Here is a 19,528-nt window from a genome sequence, read left to right as displayed (position 1 = left end):
ACTCATCCGAATCACTGCCCCGCCTGCGCGCTGCCGTTGGTTTCGGCCTGCTTCGCGCGACGCTCGAGCGTGTCGAGCGTCTCTTTCAGCGTGTATTCCAGGTAGCCGTCCTGCGGATGAGCGAGCGACTCGAGCGCCACTTCCGTGGCCTTCGGATCGTGGAAGAAACTGGCTGCTCGAACTGCTTCGAGCCGGACGCGTGGATTCTCGTCGTTCGCCTGGACTCGCAACAGCTCGAGCGGTTCTTCAACCCGATCGCGCCAGTAGCAGAGCACCCGCGTGGCGGCCGCCCGGGCTCGCGGTTCGGGCGAGCGCAACACTTTCTTCAAAAGAGCGGTGTCCACGGCGTCGTGCTGCTGATGCACCCACAACGCTTCGAGCAGATGATGCTGCAGCTCGGGATCCTTGGGATCGAGCGCGGCAACCCATTTGTCGAGTTCGGCCATCACCTGGTCGCTGTCACGCGTGCGCAGCTCGCGACGCACGCGATACAGCGTGCGATCTTCGTACGACTTCAACAGGTCCAACAGTGCGCCGATCGAGGCTCCCGCGATCTGCGGCGGCTTGGCCAGCGGACGATTCTTGTAAGTGATGCGCCAGATGCGGCCGTGCATCTTGTCGCGGTTCGGGTCGCGAATCGAATGCTGCATGTGGCCGATCAGCGGATTGAACCAGTCGATTAGGTACAACGCGCCATCCGGACCGAACTTCAAGTCGACCGGCCGGAAGTTCTGGTCCTTGGATTGCAACAACGGTTCCACCGGGTCGGCAAAGAAGCCCGAGTCCTCGTCGCGCATTTTGTAGTTCAGCGTGCCGTGGAAGCCGATGCAGTTGTTCAGCAGGTAATTTCCCTGCACGTCATCAGGAAAGTTGCGGCTGGCCACGAACTCGCAGCCCGAGGTGGGGCGCCACTGCATCTTCAGAAACTGCTTCATGCCGCCATGCTTGTGCGGATGATCGACCTGTCCCGAGAAAGCGGTGCCGTAATAGTTGGCTCCGCCCGAAGCGTCGGCTACGAAGTTCTGCCCCCAGTGATCGAATACGTGCCCCCAGGGATTGGCAAAACTGTACGACACGAAGACGTCGACCTTGGACGTCAGCGGCTCGTAACGGAAGACACCCGCGTTGGCCAGGCGTTCCGGACCGTACGGAGTTTCGATCGCCGACTGGTGGAAGGTTCCTTCCTGGAAATAAAGAGCGCCGTCGGTGCCCCAGGTGAAGGCGCTGATCGAATGATGAGAGTCCGCCGAATCAAAGCCGTGCAAAACGTTCTCGCGTTTGTCGGCCCGATCGTCGCCGTCGGTATCCTTGAGGAACATCAGGTTCGGCTGCTGCGCGACATAGGCGCCGCCGTCCCCGAGTTCCAACCCGGTGGGCACGTACAGCTTGTCGGCAAACACGGTTTGCTTGTCGGCCTTTCCGTCGCCGTCGGTGTCTTCATAGATCAGCAGCTTGTCGTCGACCGGCTTGCCCGGCAGGTACATTGGATAGCTGGGCATCGTGACGACCCACAACCGGCCGCGGCTGTCGAACTCGAACTGCACCGGCTTTTGCAAATCGGGGAAGTCCTTTTCCGAAGCGAACAAGTTCACTTCGTACCCTTCCGGCAATTTGAACTGCGCCTTCTCGTCGTCCGGTGTGGTGAGATTGATCGGCTGCGTGTAGTTCGTCTCGACCTTGACGAAGTCGCCCGTGTTGCTGTCGTCGATCGTTTCGGGCACGGTCTGCCCCTTGGCCACGGCCCAGATGCGCCCGTCGCGGTTGGCGATCATCTTGCGCAGCTTCGAGAACTCGGCCGGGAAGTTGACGACGCCGAACGGCTTCTTCCGCCCACCATAGATATAGAAGCCGTTGACCGCGCGATAGTCGTACCAGAACTGCAGGTTCTTCTCGTCGATTTCGCGATCGAGCGCCGCCATGTCGATCTTGCGATCGGTCGGGCGAGCACCGAATAGCGAAGCATCGATCAGTTTCGCCACTTCGGCGTCACCATGCGCGTTCAGATGCACACCGTTTGTCGTCCACGGCTCTTTCGCCCCTTGCATCAGGCTGAGCGTGGGCGTGAACAGGTCGACATACACGACGACGTGCTTCGCGGCCAGCTTGGCCATCGCGTCGGCATAGAGCTTGATGTTCTCGTTATTCTTCGTGCCGTCGGGCAGTGTGCGGCGGTGCAGATTCTCGTGCGCGATGGGGGACACCAGCACCAGCCGGGGCGGCGCGACGCCATCGTACTTGGTGGTCGTGCTTTCGGTGATGAACTTTTCCAGGTCCTGCTCGAACTTTGCCAGGCCGGCCTTGCCGCCGAACGATTCGTTGAAGCCGTAACAGGCCACGAGCACCGAAGGCTTATGATCCGTCAGGTTGTGGCCATGATCCTGGAAGTCTTGCGAGCGCATCTTGATCGACAGCTCGTCGGCCGACCAACCCAGATCGCGAATCGTGAGGTCGTATTCCGGAAAGCGGCTGTAGAGCAGCGCTTCGAGATTGCCAAACTCCTGCATCCGTTCGGCCAGCGTATTGCCGACGATGACGATGCGGTCCCCCTTGGCGAGCTTTAGCGGCGGAGCGTCCGCCGCGGCACTCTGGCCGGCCAGGAATGCGACCGCGACCAGCAAGGACCCGAGCGATGTTCGAGCTGCGAGCATATCTACCTTTCGTTCGTACTTTTTTTTGAGCGTGGGTGCGACCGTCGTTGGCGTCGCCTCGCTACGGATGCCCGCAACGGTGACAAGCGGCACAGGCAGGCTGGAAGGACATCAATGGCAGGGGTGGGCGTTTCGGTGAGTTCTGCATCGGCTTAGCAAAGCCGATAACAGGGGCAACCAGGCGATCTCATCGCCCGTCTCGGCCGGGCCGCTTCCCGATCGCCCCCGACAGCCCGACCGCTTCTCCATATATGAACATGCGGCGCGGCACGGTTCAAGCCGCCGGGCGGCCCCGGACGCCTGTCGGGAGCCTGTGCCGCAGCTTGCTCCTCTCACCACATTACCGCAAAATCAACGTCGTCCTTCCCGCGTCTCCTTCCTCGCTCCGGACAAACGTATGTATTCGCCCCGTTCATTGCTGCTGGCGAAATTGTTATCTCTGACGGTTCTCTCCGCGATCGTTACGGTCGCCGCCACATCGGCCAAAGAAGAGAAACCTTCACAGGTCGCGACATTCACGCTCAACGAGCGCGTCCGCACCCTCGACAAGGCGAGTGGCGAATACGCGATCGCCGAGCGGCAAGTTGAGTGCGATCCACGTCGCACCGCCGTGATCGTATGCGATATGTGGAATCAGCACTGGTGCCAGGGAGCCACGGCTCGGGTGGCCGAAATGGCACCGCGGATGAACGAAGTGCTGAAGGCCGCCCGGCAGCGCGGCATGCTGGTGATCCATTGCCCCAGCGACACGATGAAGTTCTACGAAGGTACGCCGCAGCGAAAGCTGGCCCAGCAGGCGCCGCACGTGGCGATGAAAACGCTGGACGCCGGATGGTGCCCGATCGGAACGGGCCACGAGCCGGCGCTGCCGTTCGACAATTCCAAAGACCGCTGCGATTGCACGCCCCAGTGCGCGCATGGCAGCCCCTGGCGCCGGCAGATCGACACGCTCGAAATCGCCGAAAGTGATGCCATTACCGATAACGACGAAGCGTTCTACCTGATGCGCGAGCGGGGCATCGAGAACGTGATCGTCTTGGGCGTGCATACGAACATGTGCGTGCTGGGGCGCCCGTTTTCGATTCGCCGCATGTGTGCCCAGGGGCAGAATGTCGTTTTGGTGCGCGATCTGACCGACTCGATGCACGATTCGCTGTCCGAACCGGTAGGGCTCGATCACTTTCGCGCCACCGATCAAGTGATCGAGCACATTGAGAAATATTGGTGCCCGACGATTACCAGCCGTGACTTTCTGGGGGGCGTGGCGTTCAACTTCCGTGAAGATCACAGGCCGCACCTGGTGATCGTGATCGGCGAGGACGAATACAAAATGGAGGAGACGCTGCCGGTGTTCGCCGATCGGGAACTTGCTCCGCGCGGAATTCGCACAACGATCGTTCACGCTAGCCCGAGCGACAAGAACGACTTCCCCGGGCTCGAAGTTCTGTCATCGGCCGACGCGCTGCTGGTCGGCGTGCGCCGCCGCACTCCTAAGACAGAGCAACTCGACATGATTCGCCGCTTTGTGGCCGCCGGTAAGCCGGTCGTGGGCATTCGCACCGCCAGCCACGCCTTTTCACAGCGAGACAACCAGGCGCCGGAGGGCTATGCCGCCTGGGCCGAGTTCGATGCCGACGTTCTGGGCGGTCACTATATAGGGCATCACGACAACAATCTGGAACCAACGATCTGGCCCCTCGCCGCGGCGAAGCAGCATCCGATCCTGCGCGATGTGCCGGGCGAGGAATTTGTCGTCAAATCGTCGCTCTATAAAACCAGCCCGCTTGCTGCGTCGACCACGCCCCTCGTGATGGGACGCATTCCAGGCGGCAAACTGGAAGAACCGGTCGCCTGGACCAACAAGACCAGCCACGGCGGGCCCGTGTTCTACACATCGCTGGGCGGGCCGGACGATTTTCAGCTCGCCACGTTTCGGCAATTGCTGACCGGCGGTATCTTCTGGGCGCTTGGCAAACCGGCTCCCGAGGCCACGGTCGCGGCACCGCAGAAGGCTGCCCAATAAGGAGCGCGCGGGCTGACGTTGGCGAATAATTCGCCACGTGCGATGAAATTTTCGCGGCAGTTTTTGTCCGCCCGGCGCGCGAAACGGCGTCGCGCCAGCATTTTTCGCCGGACCATTCCCGTGGAACGCAATATGCTGACTGCAGCGGAACGTCCGAACGCCCGAGCAGGCCGGTCACGTCACTGCCGACGCAGAACGTTAGAATAGACGTTGGCCTGGCGTTGATCGCATTCGAAACCGCGAATCACACGAACCAATCTCATCAGCCGATCGCTAATTCGCCGTCCAAAACTTCCCCAAGGATTTCTCTCCATGTCGAAAGTCGCTTTATCGTTCTCCGCCGCAGCCTGCTTGGGTTTGGCCGTGGTCACCGGCACCGCAACGCGAGCTGCGGAAAATGCTGCTGGGCTAGTCGACAGCAAAGCACAAGAACAGGCGGTCGCTAAGGCGATCGAGTATTTGCGTACCAAGGGGCAGGCCGAAGACGGCTCGTTCAGTTCGGCAGCCGGACCGGCCGTCACGGCGCTGGTCACCGCGGGCGTCCTGGAGAGTGGTCGCACCGCGCAAGACCCGGTTGTCGCCAAGGCACTCAAATATCTGCAAGGCTTCGTCCAACCGGACGGCGGCATCTATCAGCCTGAGTCGCGCCACCGCAACTACGAAACGTGCATCGGCCTGATGTGCTTCGCGGCCGCTAACAAGGATGGTCGTTTCGACTCGGTGGTGAAGAACGCCGAGAAGTTTCTCAAGGCGGGCCAGTTGGACGAATCCGAGAACGTGCAGCCGTCGAACATTGCCTACGGCGGCGCTGGTTACGGTCAGGCCGAGCGACCTGACCTTTCGAACACGCACTTCCTGTTGGATGCGCTAAAGGCCGCGGGCGAGGGGGCGGACGATGAAGCGTTCAAGCGAGCTTTGGTGTTTGTTTCGCGCTGCCAGAACCTAGAGAGCGAGCACAACACGACCGAGTTCCCGGCCAAGAATCCCGACGGAGGTTTCTACTACACCCCTGCCGGCGGCGGACGCAGCATGGCCGGCAATACCGAGAACGGCGGGTTGCGCAGCTACGGCTCGATGACCTATGCCGGTCTGAAGAGCATGATCTATTGCGGCGCCAAGCCGGACGATCCGCGCGTGAAAGCCGCGGTTACGTGGGCCAAGAAGCATTACACCCTGGACGAAAACCCGGGCATGGCCGACGCCGGGCTGTATTACTACTACCAGTTGTTCGCCAAGGCCCTGTCGGCGATGAACCAACCGACGATCGTCGACGAGAGCGGCAAGTCGCACGACTGGCGCAACGAACTCGTCACGGCGATCATCAGCCGCCAACAACCAGACGGCTCGTGGGTCAATAAGAACGCCCGCTGGATGGAAGGTGACCCGAACCTGGTCACCGGTTACGCGCTGTTGGCGCTGGCCAACAGCCGCGCCGAGGCGAAGTAACGGCGGGACGCGAACACGCTGGGGGCACTTGTTGAGAGAACGGTGCGTCGCGGACGCACTCTACCTCTGCGGCAGGTACGGATAAGCAAGTCCCTCGCTGGCGCTTCGGGATAGTGTATTTACCCTGTTAGGCGTTTGCCGGAGGCGTGAGGCTTGTTTCTTACAAGTGGATGATGCCGCGGGCCAGCGCGATTGTGACGGCGTGCGTGCGGTCGGTGGCGTCGAGCTTGGCCAGGATGTTTTGCATGTGCATCTTCACCGTGCCGCTGGCCGTGCCCAGCCGGGCGGCGATTTCCTTGTTCGCGAGCCCCTGCGCGACCCAGGTCAGAACTTCTACCTCGCGCGGCGTGAGAGCGACCTGCGGAAAGTATCGGCTGAGGCGTTCGGCCACCTCGGCCGGCAGCAGCCGCTCGCCGGAATGGACGATGCGGATGGCGTGCAGCACGTCGGTATGGACCATCTCTTTGAGCAGGTAGCCGCGCACGCCCGCTTCCAGCGCGCGATAGATCTCCTGGTCGCCGTCGAAGCTGGTTAGCGCGATGATCTTGGCTTCGGGGAACTCGTTGCGGATTTGCCGCGTGGCTTCGATGCCGTCGACATCGGGCATGCGCAGGTCCATCAGCGTCACGTCGGGGTGATGCTCGCGAAACAGGTCGACGGCCATTCGGCCATTGGATGCTTCGGCCACGACGCGGATATCGGACTCGTTGGCCAGGATCGAAGAAATTCCTTTGCGGACCAGGGAGTGATCGTCAACGGTGAGAACGCGAATCGGGCTGTCCATAGTTCAGTATCAACTCGTTATCGAGGGGCGGGCGACCTGTCGGCTGGACCCGAAACGCAGCCTGGTCGAGACTTAAAAATCAGGAGGGAGTAATTTCCTCGGTCGTCGGCAACCGAGCCGGCGGCTCGGCGGCGCGGGGTATATCCGGCATGGCCATGGCGACGCGCACCGTGGTGCCGAACCCCGGCTCGGAATCGATTGATAAATGCGCGCTGATTTGCTTAGCTCGTTCACGCATGCCGATGATGCCGTAATGCCCGGCGCGCGTGCCGGCCGGAGATGCGAAACCGGATCCGTCATCCTCGACGATCAGGATGATCTTACGGCCCGAGCCGTCGAGCGAGACATCGATCGATCGGGCCCCGGAATGTTTGACGGCATTGGCGATCGCCTCTTGGGCGATGCGCAGCAAGTTGTACTCGACGTCGACCGGCAGCCGGAGCGGGCAATTGCGCATATTCAGCTTGAGGCGCACTTCGCGGGTTTCGGTCAACTGCCGCGCGGCCTGCGCGATGGCGGACGATAGACCGGACTCGGCCGCGGGGTCGTGCCGCAGCCCGGCCACCGACCGGCGCGCGTCGCGCACGCAGTTGGCGGCGTCGCGAATGATCTCTTCCAGCGTGCTGCGCTCGTTCGAGCGTTGCAGCCGGGCCGCCAGGGCCTGCATCTCCATCGTCACGCCCGAGAAGCCTTGCATCAGGGTATCATGCAGTTCGCGTGCGATGCGACTGCGCTCGGCGACCACGGCCCGCATCTGTTCCTTGATGGTGCGAACGCGCAAACGATAGGCGCCAAAGCCGGCCAGCCCCAAGGCGAGCGCACACAGCGGCAAGAACCAGAACGTCTGATAGAAGTGGGGCTGAATCGTGAACGTAACCGGCTGCGCGGTTTCCCAATCGTTTTCGTCGACGTTGCGGGCGACGACGCGAAATTGGTACTGACCCGGCGGCAGGTTGGTGTAGAAGGCCTCGCGGCGCGAGCCGGCGTCGATCCAGTCGTTATCAAAGCCTTCCAGCTTGTAGCGGAATGTGATCCGCATCGGCACGACCAGGCTGAGCGCCGTGTATTCGAAGGCCAGGTTCGACGAGCCGGGACGCAGCTTGTGAATCTGGTCCGGTTCGCGCGGCTGACCGTTGACGATCACTTCCTCGATCACGACTGGCGTGGGCGGAAGCACGCGCTTGAGACGCGTCGGATCGACCATCATCAAACCGCGCGTCGTGGATTGCCAGATCCGCCCGTCACTCGACTTCATAATGCAGGGTTGGACCCCTTCTTGCACTTCGTACGAGCGCGTGCCATCCGATAGTCGAAACGGCGTGGTGGTGAGGGTCTTGGTCTTGCCGGCGGCGAAATTCAGTAGATCAATCCGCTGCGTGTAGGACAGGCCACTGCCCGAGGCCATCCATAGCCGGTCATCGTCGTCCGCCAGGATGCCGGCAATGTCATCGTCGAGCAATCCTTGCCGCATGGTGACGTTCGCCACTCGGCGATCACCGACGATAAACAGTCCATTGCCCTGGGTCCCCAGGAACAAGTGTTGCGACGAATCCTGAAAAATGCTGGCGACATCCTTGTCGGCCACTTGCGACGCGGTGAACGGTGCCACCTGGACGTCGAAGTATCGATAGACTCCACTCGTCGTGGCGATTAGTAGCGAGCCATCCTCTTGCGCGAACAGGGTCTGCACCGGCAACCGCACCGCCAGGGAATCTTCGGCCGGGCGGACGAATCGGTCTCCCTGCAACTCGGCGATACCAGCCGGCGTGCCGACCCACAACGAACCTTCCGGTACAGGGCAAACACAAGTTACGACGCTGCTCGGAAGGCCCTCGGCCTCGGTGTACGTTCTCGTGACACGCCCCCCCTCGAGGCAATTCAGACCGTGCTGGGTGCCGGCCCAGATGCGATCCTTCGTGTCGCGCGCCAAAGATTGGATCGAATTGCTGGCCAGACCGTCGGCCGTCGTCAGCGTGGTGAAGCGGCGTCCGTCGAAACGGGCCAACCCCGAGCCGAGCGTGCCGACCCACAGACTGCCGTCGGCGCCGTTGCAGAGCGGACCGATATTGTTGCCGGGCAGCCCTTCACGCATCGTGAACGGCACGGTGCGGCGATCGTTGAATTGATTCAAGCCGTGCTTGGTGCCGACCCACAGGCTGGCTTCCCGATCCTCGCAGATGGCATAGACATTGCTCTGCGAAAGTCCGTCCGTGGCGCCAAAGGACGTGATCTCATCACCGTAAACGCGGCTGAAGCCTTCGCGCGTGCCAACCCACAGCGAGTCGTCGGACCCGCGCGCGAGGCAGTACACCGAATCCCCGGCGAGTCCCTCGTTTTCGGTATACAGCGTTTCCTGCCCGTCCTTATAGCGGACCAGGCCGGCCGAGGTGCCGACCCAGATCGTGCCGTCTTCGGCGCAGGACAACGTGCGGACAATCGTTTGCTGCGGAAGCGTGGCGAGTTCGTGGGTGTTCCATTGCGAGCCGTCGAAGGAGTAGATCGCATGCCCAATGCCACCGGCCCAGATCGTTGCGTCGGATGCCTGGCTGAGAGCGTGAACGTCCTTGAGCAGAAGTCCACGATCGGAGCCATGCACCTCGATGTGATTCGAGAGGTGCGCGAGCCCGTCATCCGTGCCGGCCCAAGTCGTGCCGTCGCGCGCCACGAGCACGCAGCGCACAGTGTCGGAGGGAAGGCCGTTTTCGCGCGTGTAATGAAGTGCTTGTTCGCCGCGGAAGCGAATCAGTCCGACACCATCGGTGGCGATCCACAAATGACTCGCGTGATCTTCGCAAAGATCATGAATCCACAATTTTTGTGGTGCGATTCCTGCGCAATCGGCGATGGTGGTAAAGCGAACGCCGTCGAAGCGAATCAGTCCGGCAGGCGTGCCCAGCCACAGGTAGCCATCCGATGATTGCAGGATGGTATTGATCGTGGCTTGCGGCAGTCCTTGCGGAACTTGCCAGACGCGGTGAAAGGCCTGCGAGAGCGACCGGTTGGGGTCGAGCGCCAGGGCCGGCCGGCCTGGGACGATTGTGCTGATTGCGAGGACCACAAGGAGCGCAGTCACCAGATTACTTTTCGATAATCGACTGCTTCCCGAACGTTGGTTGCCTACAGCGACGCTGCTCATTGAGATGACTCCGGGACCGCGTCCGCCTGCGCCGTAACGTCCAGGACGATGAAGATTCGCCGGCTTTCCGCGGCTAAATCGCGCCGAGTTAGCTCCCCATCAGTTCACTATAACGATGGTCGCGGCTACCCGGAAATCGTGGTCATTTCGTGGCCACTTGAACCCTATGCCGAATAGCATAGGTATAAACCTGCTGCCTTGCGATTGCCGCAAGGCGAATTTACGTACATGATACTGAGGGTGGGTTATTTGGAGGGATAGAGGCTGCGGCAGGGGCGGCCACGCAAATCGCTTTGCGGATAGTGAAGTCTAGACCGCGACAAGCGTTTCGATCGTGCCCGCAGCATCGTTCAGGGTGGCCAGTATGATCTCGAAGGTCCTCGTTAAAACGCCGGTCGAACGGCCCAAAACGGCGACTGGCATTTCGCCCGAGCCGACGCTTCGCCCGCGTCGCCGCAAGCGCGGCCTGCTGTGGTTGGCTGCGCTGACGGTCGTAGCGGCGGCCGCCTACTTCGCCGTTCCCTGGGAGATCGTTTCGACGTGGTCGTTGCTGGGCAGCGCCAAGACGGTCGAGGCTCCCGCGCCGCGTCCGATTCCCGTCGTGGCAGTCCCCGCGCGCACCGGCGACATGAAGCTGAACCTGAACGGCTTGGGAAGCGTGACGGCGCTCTACACCGTGACGCTGAAGAGCCGCGTGGATGGCGAGTTGATCAACGTCGCCTTCACCGAAGGACAGGTGGTGAAGAAGGGGGACCTGCTGGCCGAGATCGACCCGCGCCCCTACGAAGTGATGAAGCGACAAGCACAAGGGCAACTGCTGAAGGACGAAGCCGCGATGAAGATCGCGCAGTTGAACCTCGATCGCTATATGTTGCTGTTGCCCAACCGGACGGTGACGCAGCAACAGGTCGACGAGCAACTCGCACTGGTCAAGCAGGCCGAAGGGGCGATCGAAGCGGACCAGGCCCAGATCAAGAACATCGATCTGCAATTGCAATACTGCAAAATCATCGCTCCCATCCCAGGCACGATCGGACTGCGGTTGGTCGACCCGGGCAATATGGTCAAGGCGAACGACCCGACCGGCATGGCTGTGATCAATCAACTGCAACCGATCACAGTTGTATTCACGATCCCGCAGGACGATATCTCCCGGGTGCAGAAGCAAATCAACGCCGGCGTAAAGTTGCAGGTCGACGCTTACGACCGCGACTTCAAGAACAAGCTGGCCACGGGCGATCTCAAGGCGCTCGACAACCAGGTCGACACGTCGACCGGCACCGTGAAGCTTAAGGCGATCTTTCCGAACGAAGACAATATGCTGTTCCCGAACCAGTTCGTGAACGCCCAGCTGATGGTGGACCAGGTGCATGACGCGGTCATCGTGCCTACGCCCGCCGTGCAGCAGGGCCCGAACGGGACCTTTGTGTACGTCGTGGGCAAGAACTCGGAAGTCGAGGTTCGCAACGTGACCGTGGGTCCCAGCGAAGGGGACGGTACGGTAATCACGAACGATCTCAAGGACGGAGAGTTGGTCGTCGTTGACGGCGTGGACAAGCTGCGTCAGGGCACGAAGGTGGCGCTACGCGAAAGTGCGCCCCGCGGCGGTGATGTACGCAAGACCGCGAGCCGTCCTCCTGCCCAAGGTTCGTAATGAATCCGTCCCGGCCATTCATTCTGCGGCCCGTGGCGACGGTGCTGCTGATGGTCGCTATTCTGTTGGCCGGCATCGTGGCCTATTACCAGTTGCCGGTCTCGGCACTGCCGCAGGTCGACTATCCGACGATCCAGGTCGTGACCTTCTATCCTGGCGCCAGCCCGGACGTCATGGCATCCAGCGTGACGAGCCCGCTGGAACGGCAATTCGGCCAGGTGCCAGGCTTGAACCAGATGACGTCGAACAGCTCGGAAGGCTGTTCGGTGATCACGCTGCAATTCATCCTGGACCTGAACATCGACGTGGCCGAGCAGCAAGTGCAAGCCGCGATCAACGCGGCGGCCACGTTCCTGCCGCGCGATCTGCCGGTGCCGCCGATCTATAGCAAGACGAACCCGGCCGACACTCCGATTCTGACTCTGGCCCTGACCTCGGCGACGTTGCCACTGTCGAAGGTGCAGGACTTCGCCGATACCCGGTTGGCGCAAAAGATCTCGCAGCTGTCGGGCGTCGGCCTAGTGAGCATCAGCGGCGGTCAGAAACCGGCCGTGCGCGTGCAGGTGAATCCGATGGCGATTTCGGCGCTCGGCCTGAGCATGGAAGACCTGCGCACCGCCGTGACGCAGGCCAACGTCAACCAGGCCAAGGGAAGCTTCGACGGCAGCCGGCAGGCGTTCACGATCGGCGCCAATGACCAACTGCTGACGAGCGATCAATACCGGAAGCTGATCATCTCCTATCGCAATGGCGCCCCGGTGCTGATGTCGGACGTGGCGGACGTCGTCGATGGCGTGGAGAACGAGCGGCAAGCGGCCTGGATGGACGACGTGCCGGCCGTGATCTTGAACATTCAGCGTCAGCCCGGCGCAAACATTATCGACGTCGTCGAGCGCGTCAAGCAACTGCTGGTGCAGTTGAAGGCGTCGCTGCCGGCGGCCATCACGGTCACGGTGCTGACTGACCGCACGACGACGATTCGGGCCAGCGTCGAAGACGTGCAATTTGAGCTGGTGTTAACGATCGGCCTGGTCGTGCTCGTGATCTTCCTGTTCCTGCGCAGCCTGAGCGCGACGATCATCCCCAGCGTGGCGGTGCCCTTGTCGCTGGTCGGCACGTTCGCGGTGATGTACATGCTGGGCTACAGCCTGAACAACCTCACGCTGATGGCGCTGACTATCTCGACCGGCTTCGTCGTCGACGACGCGATCGTGATGATCGAAAACATTTCGCGCTATATCGAGCAGGGCGAACAGCCAATGGCCGCAGCGCTGAAGGGGGCCGAGGAGATCGGCTTCACCATCGTGTCGCTGACCGTGTCCTTGATAGCGGTGTTGATCCCCCTGTTGTTCATGGGGGACATCGTCGGCCGGCTGTTCCGCGAATTCGCCGTGACGCTGAGCGTGACGATCCTCATGTCGGCGCTGGTCTCGCTGACGCTGACCCCGATGATGAGCGCCCGCATCTTGCGGCATAATCCCGAGGCGCAGCAGGGACTGTTGTTTCGCGCGAGCGAGGCCTTCTTCGATACCGTGAACCGCTGGTACGGCTCGACGCTGACGTGGGTGCTCCGGCACGAGGTGGCAACGCTCATGGTGGCGATTGCCACGCTCGTAGCCACGGTTTATCTGTACGTGATCGTGCCCAAGGGGTTCTTTCCGGTGCAGGACACGGGCGTGATCCTGGGCATTTCCGAGGCCCCCAACAGCACCAGCTTTCCGGCCATGGCCGAACTGCAGCAAAAGCTGGCCAAGGTGATCATCCAGGATCCGGCCGTCGACAGCCTGTCGTCGTTCATTGGCATCGACGGGACGAACACCACGCTCAGCAGCGGGCGCATCCAAATCAATCTGAAGCCGCTCGAGCATCGCCATGCCACGGCCAGCGAGGTGATTCGCCGCATTCAAAAATCCTTGGAGCCGGTCGAGGGAATCACGCTGTTCATGCAGCCCGTGCAGGACCTGACCGTCGAGACGCGCGTCAGCCGCACGCAATTCCAATACAGCTTGGAAGATCCCGACGCGAAAGAATTGAGCGAGTGGGTGCCGGAGTTGGTCAGCCGGTTGCAGTCCTGCCCGCAACTGCGCGACGTGACGAGCGACCAGCAGGACGAAGGGCGCCGGATCCGCGTCGTGATCGACCGTGACTCAGCCTCGCGGCTGGGAATCACGCCGCAAATGATCGACGACGTGCTGTACGACGCCTTCGGTCAGCGACAGATCTCGATGATGTTCACGCAATTGAACCAGTACCGCGTGGTGCTAGAGGTAAAACCCGAATTCCGGGACAAGCCCGAGGACATCGGCAACATCTACATTCACGCGCCGCTGGCGGGCAAGGTGCCGCTGAGCACGCTGACGCGGATCGAGGAAGTGACGGCTCCCTTGGTCGTGAATCATCAAGGGCAGTTTCCGGTGGCGACCGTCTCGTTCAACCTGGCACCGGGCTCTTCGCTGGGAGACGCGGTCGACGCGGTGGACGCCGTCACGGCCGAGCTGGGTATGCCCCCCAGCATCCACGCCACGTTTCAAGGAACGGCCAAGGCATTTCAGGCTTCGCTGCGCAACGAGCCGCTGCTGATTCTGGCCGCCCTGGTCACGGTCTACATCGTGTTGGGCGTCTTGTACGAAAGCTATATTCACCCGATCACGATTTTGTCGACGCTGCCGTCGGCCGGTGTGGGCGCGCTACTGGCGCTGTTGTGGTACGGGATGGATCTGAACGTGATCGCGCTGATCGGCATCATCCTGTTGATCGGGATCGTAAAGAAAAACGCGATCATGATGATCGACTTTGCGCTCGAAGCCGAGCGCAATGAAGGCCGGGCCCCGCGCGAAGCGATTTACGAAGCCTGCCTGCTGCGGTTCCGGCCGATCATGATGACCACGATGGCGGCCCTGTTGGGCGCGCTCCCCTTGGCCTTGGGGCACGGCGTGGGGTCTGAGTTGCGCCGTCCGCTGGGCATTACGATCATCGGCGGGCTGTTGGTCAGCCAGGTGTTGACGCTGTACACGACGCCCGTGATCTACCTGGCCTTCGACCGGCTCGGCCGTTACCTGCGTCGCGAGCCGAAGCCGGTGCGCGAGTTGGGACACGCGCCGTCGTCGCATGCGGAGGACTGGACATGAGCCTGTCCACTCCGTTTATCCATCGGCCGGTGGGTACGACGTTGCTGACGGTCGCGATCACGCTGGCCGGGACGCTGGGCTATTTCCTGCTGCCGGTTTCGCCTTTGCCGCAGGTTGAGTTCCCCACGATCCAGGTTAACGGATCGCTGCCCGGCGCCAGTCCCGAGACGATGGCCTCGGCAATCGCCACGCCGCTCGAACGGCAGTTCGGGCGAATCGCGGGCGTTACCGAAATGACGTCGACCAGCTTTCTGGGCTCGACGTCGATCACGCTGCAATTCGATTTGAATCGCAATATCGACGCCGCGGCGCGCGACGTCCAGGCGGCGATCAACGCGGCCCGCAGCCAGTTGCCGGCGAACCTGCCGAGCAATCCCACCTATCGCAAGGTGAATCCGGCCGATGCGCCGGTGATGATCCTAGCGTTAACCTCGGACACTTACGAAACATCTCGCGTGTACGACGCGGCGGCGACGATTCTGCAGCAGAAGCTCTCGCAGGTGCGCGGCGTGGGACAGGTGACCGTCGGCGGCGGCGCCGCGCCGGCCGTGCGCGTCTCAGTGAATCCCACGATGTTAAATCATCTAGGGCTAGTGCTCGAGGACGTGCGGACGATGCTCGGGACGGCTAACGCCAACCGTCCCAAGGGGCAAATCGCGGACGATAAGAAGGCTTGGTCCGTAAGCACCACGGATCAGCTGTTGAAGGCGGATGAATACCGGCCGCTGATCGTGGCCTACAGCAATGGCGCGCCGGTTCGACTGGGCGATATCGCCGACGTCACAGACGGGGTCGAGGATATTTTCGCGAAGGGTTTGTGCGACGGAAAACCGGCGGTGACGATCATCGTCTTTCGCCAACCCGGTGCGAACATCATTCAAACTGTCGACCGGGTGCGGGCGTTGTTGCCGCAACTGCAGGCCGAAATCCCGGCCGGCATCGACGTGACGGTCGCCATGGATCGCACGACCACGATTCGAGCCAGCGTCGAAGATGTGCAGTTCACGCTGATTATCTCGGTCGGCCTGGTGATTCTGGTGGTGTTCCTGTTCCTGCGCAATTTGCGCGCCACGTTTATTCCCAGCATCGCGGTGCCGGTGTCGCTGATTGGCACGTTCGGCGTGATGTACCTTATGGACTATAGCCTCGACAATCTTTCCTTGATGGCGCTGACCGTGGCCACGGGCTTCGTCGTCGACGATGCGATTGTCGTGATCGAGAATATCAATCGTCACCTGGAAGCCGGCATGTCGCCGCTCGAGGCCTCGCTGCACGGGGCCAAGGAGATCGGCTTTACGGTCCTCTCGATCAGCGTCTCGCTGGTGGCCGTGTTCATTCCTATTTTGTTGATGGGCGGGATCGTGGGCCGGCTATTTCGCGAGTTTGCCGTAACGCTGTCGGTGGCGATCTTCGTATCGATGCTGGTATCACTGACGACTACGCCCATGATGTGCGCCGCGCTGCTCAAGCGGCATGACGAGGAAAAGCACGGCCGGCTGTACATGGCCAGCGAATGGGTCTTTGACATCATCTTGAAGTTTTACGAAGTCACGCTGGGCTGGGTGTTGCGCCATCAGCGAATCACGATGGTGGTGACGATCCTGACCCTGGTATTCACGATTTACTTGTACGTTGTGATTCCCAAGGGATTTTTCCCGCAGCAGGATACGGGGCGCATTTCAGGTTCGATCCAGGCGGATCAGAACACTTCCTACCAGGCCATGGAGCATCTGCTGACCCGGTTCGCGGCCACGGTCAGCGAAGATCCGGCCGTGGAAGGGCTGATCGCGTTCACCGGCGGGCAAGGGGGCACATCGAACGCGGGGCGCATGTTCATTTCGCTTAAGGCACTCGAGGAGCGCCAGCTCAGCGCCGATCAGGTGATCGCGCGGTTGCGCGGCAAGCTCTCCAGCATTCCCGGCGGCACTCTGTTCCTGCAGGCCGTGCAGGACCTGCGCATCGGCGGCCGGTCCAGCAGTTCGCAATATCAGTTCACGTTGCAGGGAGACAACCTGACCGACCTGGTCGAATGGGGTCCGGTCCTGCTGCGCGAGATGCGCAAACTGCCGGAACTGGTCGACGTCAGCACCGATCAGCAGAATCGCGGGCTGCAGGCGACGCTGGTGATCGACCGATTGATGGCCGCACGGCTGGGAATTACGCAGCAAGCGATCGACGATACGCTGTACGACGCGTTTGGCCAGCGGCAAGTCTCGACGATGTACCTGCCGCTGAACCAGTATCACGTCGTGATGGAAGTCGATCCCACCTTCCGACAAAATCCCGAAGGGCTGAAGCACATTTACGTCGCCGGGGCGAACAAAGCCGAGGTGCCGCTGAGTGAATTCGCGAAGTTCTCGACCAATACGACGGCGCTGGCGGTGACGCATTCGGGCTTTTTCCCTTCGGTCACAATCTCGTTCAATCTGGCCCCCGGCGTGGCGCTGGGGGATGCCGTAGATCAGGTCGAAAAGCTGCAGCACGATTTGGGCTTGCCCGTCACGATTCACGGCAGCTTCTCGGGAGCGGCACAAGCGTTTCAGGCCTCGCTGCGGAATGAGCCCGTGCTGATCCTGGCGGCCCTGGTAACCGTGTACATCGTGCTGGGCATTCTGTACGAGAGCTTGATCCATCCGATCACAATCCTCTCGACGCTGCCGTCGGCCGGTGTCGGCGCGCTGTTGGCGCTGATGCTGTGCAAGACCGAGTTGAACGTCATGGGCTTGATCGGCATCATTCTGCTGATCGGCATTGTGAAGAAAAACGCGATCATGATGATCGACTTTGCGCTCGAGGCCGAGCGCGGTTCGGGCAAGGCACCGGCCGATGCCATTTTCGAAGCCTGCATCCTGCGCTTCCGCCCGATCATCATGACCACGTTGGCGGCGCTATTGGGAGGACTACCGCTGGCGATGGGAACCGGCAATGGCGCCGAGCTACGCCGGCCGCTGGGAATCGCGATCGTTGGTGGGCTGATCTTCAGCCAGATACTGACGTTGTACACCACGCCTGTCGTATATCTTTATCTCGACCTGTTGAGAACGCTGGGCGCCCGGCTGCGTGGGCGCCGCGCGGCGGCGGTGACACCGGCGCCGGCGCTCGCGCCACACTTCGAGGCGTAGCCGTGGCCGGGTCAAATGCGTCGGGCGTGTGGCGATGCGTCGTGCGAATGATTCAGTAGTAACCGGCCGTCAGGTCACGTATTCGAAGCCCCGCGCGGGGCGGCATAGTGTAGCCGTGGGCGCGAGCCCACGGTGAACCGTCTCATGGCGCGACAAAAGCCCCGTAGGGGCGACAGCGAAGCGTCACTCCAAAATCGATGTCGCCCCTTGCGGGGCTTACGACGAATCGATTCACGATCATTTACCGTGGACTGGCGTCCACGGCTACACGCTGCCGCCCCGTGCGGGGCTCGCAGATTACTTCTTCCTCCCACCGGCGAATCGAAGCCGCTCCGCCCTTTGCTACAATCGGCCTTATGTGCGGACGATTTACTTTGCGCGCCCGGCCGCATGCCGTGGCCGAAGCCTTTGAACTGTTGGAATTGCCGGACCTGTCGCCGCGCTACAACATCGCGCCGACGCAAAGCGTGGCCACGGTGCGCTTTGATCCCGAGCAGCGGCGGCGCGTGCTCGCCCTGCAGCGGTGGGGACTGGTGCCGAAGTGGGCTGATAGCCTGTCAATCGGCAACCGCATGATCAACGCCCGGGCCGAGGGGATCGCGACGAAGCCGGCCTTCCGTCAGGCATTCGTGGCGCGGCGCTGCCTGGTCGTGGCCGACGGATTCTACGAATGGCATAAGACGCCCGACGGCAAGCAGCCTTATTTCATCCACCGCCCGGATCATGCTCCGCTGGCTTTCGCCGGGCTGTGGGAGCGATGGGGGCCGGAGAATCTGGAGTCGTGTACGATCATCACGACCGCGGCCAATTCGATGATGCGTGGTCTGCACGAACGGATGCCGGTAATCCTGCAGCCGGCGGATTACGACCGCTGGCTTGATCCAACGCTACGCGATCGCGCAGCGCTCGAAGCGCTTTTGCAACCGGCGGCCGACGATCTGCTGCGCGCCGAGCCGGTAACGACGCTGGTGAATAGTCCCAAGAATGATCAACCGGAATGCGTCGTGCCCATCGGATAGCGAAGATCGACCGAAGAAGATTCATCGCTGCGGAAGCGGGTACTTCGGAACGAGCCCGGGCGAGGCGAGGCCAGCGATTGCCGTGCGACGAGAGAAATGCCCGGCGGCCTGCGTTTGACACGGCGCGCCGTACGCTGGTCTCGCGGCGGACTGGTACCGTCGCGAGACCAGCGTGGCGTACAACGCGAGCTCTACTTGCAGGTCGAGCAGGCGGGGGCGGCAGCAGCGCCGCAACGACCACCACGGCAACGACGGCAGCGAGCGTCAGCCTGAACGGTCATGGCCAAAACCAACAACAGAGCACAAACGGCAGCAATCTTACGCTTCATAACTGGAAGCTCCTCACCTGATGCGCGCGTCTTCCCGCCCCGACGCGCTGGGGCCTTTAAAAATCGAACGTAGGTTGCCACGGTAAGGGTTTGATATCGCGCGTCAACCACCCACTGGCCGCGCGATTCTGTTCGATATGCGCAGCGACAATTGTCATTTCGCGACGCATTGCAAAGAGGGGAAACGAGGCAATCTGCGCATTTCAGCCGCGCCGTTTTTCGTAAGGGGTGTTCACTTC

General features: G+C 61.7%; 10 protein-coding genes. 6 read left to right on the top strand and 4 right to left on the bottom strand.

The features are described from left to right. Positions 1-11: 11 nt before the first annotated feature. Positions 12-2,648 (bottom strand): PVC-type heme-binding CxxCH protein, encoded by a 2,637-nt coding sequence (locus tag VGN12_19275; GenBank protein ID HEY4311597.1) that lies wholly within the window; start codon positions 2,646-2,648, stop codon positions 12-14. 397 nt (positions 2,649-3,045) lie between these two features. Between VGN12_19275 and VGN12_19270 the strand changes: the two genes are divergently transcribed. Further along, complete coding sequence (locus VGN12_19270) at positions 3,046-4,671, top strand: isochorismatase family protein (protein ID HEY4311596.1); 1,626 nt, start codon at positions 3,046-3,048, stop codon at positions 4,669-4,671. Positions 4,672-4,983: 312 nt separating this feature from the next. After that, on the top strand, positions 4,984-6,117 hold the full coding sequence (locus VGN12_19265; protein HEY4311595.1) for a prenyltransferase/squalene oxidase repeat-containing protein: 1,134 nt from the start codon (positions 4,984-4,986) through the stop codon (positions 6,115-6,117). Positions 6,118-6,277: 160 nt separating this feature from the next. On the opposite strand, the gene VGN12_19260 is transcribed toward VGN12_19265, so the two are convergent. Then, positions 6,278-6,901, bottom strand: coding sequence for a response regulator transcription factor (locus VGN12_19260; GenBank protein HEY4311594.1), 624 nt, complete (start codon positions 6,899-6,901; stop codon positions 6,278-6,280). A gap of 79 nt (positions 6,902-6,980) precedes the next feature. After that, positions 6,981-9,974, bottom strand: coding sequence for a two-component regulator propeller domain-containing protein (locus VGN12_19255; GenBank protein ID HEY4311593.1), 2,994 nt, complete (start codon positions 9,972-9,974; stop codon positions 6,981-6,983). A gap of 427 nt (positions 9,975-10,401) precedes the next feature. On the opposite strand from VGN12_19255, the gene VGN12_19250 reads away from it, so the two are divergent. The 4 genes from VGN12_19250 (at position 10,402) to VGN12_19235 (ending at position 18,960) form a co-directional block, all read left to right on the top strand. Next, positions 10,402-11,691: an efflux RND transporter periplasmic adaptor subunit gene (locus VGN12_19250; protein HEY4311592.1), complete on the top strand. Its 1,290-nt coding sequence runs from the start codon at positions 10,402-10,404 to the stop codon at positions 11,689-11,691. Beyond that, the gene (locus tag VGN12_19245; GenBank protein ID HEY4311591.1) at positions 11,691-14,819 is read left to right on the top strand and encodes an MdtB/MuxB family multidrug efflux RND transporter permease subunit; all 3,129 of its coding nucleotides are present in this window, start codon (positions 11,691-11,693) and stop codon (positions 14,817-14,819) included. The genes VGN12_19250 and VGN12_19245 overlap by 1 nt, the downstream gene beginning before the upstream one ends. Then, on the top strand, positions 14,816-17,941 hold the full coding sequence (locus tag VGN12_19240; protein HEY4311590.1) for a multidrug efflux RND transporter permease subunit: 3,126 nt from the start codon (positions 14,816-14,818) through the stop codon (positions 17,939-17,941). The genes VGN12_19245 and VGN12_19240 overlap by 4 nt, the downstream gene beginning before the upstream one ends. A 356-nt stretch (positions 17,942-18,297) precedes the next feature. Further along, positions 18,298-18,960 (top strand): SOS response-associated peptidase, encoded by a 663-nt coding sequence (locus VGN12_19235; protein ID HEY4311589.1) that lies wholly within the window; start codon positions 18,298-18,300, stop codon positions 18,958-18,960. Positions 18,961-19,151: 191 nt separating this feature from the next. Here the strand turns inward: VGN12_19235 and VGN12_19230 are convergent, their stop codons facing one another. Continuing rightward, on the bottom strand, positions 19,152-19,289 hold the full coding sequence (locus VGN12_19230; protein HEY4311588.1) for a hypothetical protein: 138 nt from the start codon (positions 19,287-19,289) through the stop codon (positions 19,152-19,154). Positions 19,290-19,528 lie beyond the last annotated feature (239 nt).

The sequence above is a fragment of the Pirellulales bacterium genome (assembly GCA_036499395.1).
In the GTDB taxonomy this organism is placed as follows: Bacteria; Planctomycetota; Planctomycetia; order Pirellulales; family JACPPG01; genus JACPPG01.
This window is presented reverse-complemented; position numbering and strand designations above follow the sequence as displayed.

Bases quoted from the DNA above. Each gene is read 5' to 3' on its own strand.
- VGN12_19275 (HEY4311597.1), bottom strand. From the start codon at position 2,648: ATGCTCGCAGCTCGAACATCGCTCGGGTCCTTGCTGGTCGCGGTCGCA.
- VGN12_19235 (HEY4311589.1), top strand. From the start codon at position 18,298: ATGTGCGGACGATTTACTTTGCGCGCCCGGCCGCATGCCGTGGCCGAA.
- VGN12_19230 (HEY4311588.1), bottom strand. From the start codon at position 19,289: ATGAAGCGTAAGATTGCTGCCGTTTGTGCTCTGTTGTTGGTTTTGGCC.
- VGN12_19250 (HEY4311592.1), top strand. From the start codon at position 10,402: ATGATCTCGAAGGTCCTCGTTAAAACGCCGGTCGAACGGCCCAAAACG.
- VGN12_19245 (HEY4311591.1), top strand. From the start codon at position 11,691: ATGAATCCGTCCCGGCCATTCATTCTGCGGCCCGTGGCGACGGTGCTG.
- VGN12_19265 (HEY4311595.1), top strand. From the start codon at position 4,984: ATGTCGAAAGTCGCTTTATCGTTCTCCGCCGCAGCCTGCTTGGGTTTG.
- VGN12_19240 (HEY4311590.1), top strand. From the start codon at position 14,816: ATGAGCCTGTCCACTCCGTTTATCCATCGGCCGGTGGGTACGACGTTG.
- VGN12_19270 (HEY4311596.1), top strand. From the start codon at position 3,046: ATGTATTCGCCCCGTTCATTGCTGCTGGCGAAATTGTTATCTCTGACG.
- VGN12_19260 (HEY4311594.1), bottom strand. From the start codon at position 6,901: ATGGACAGCCCGATTCGCGTTCTCACCGTTGACGATCACTCCCTGGTC.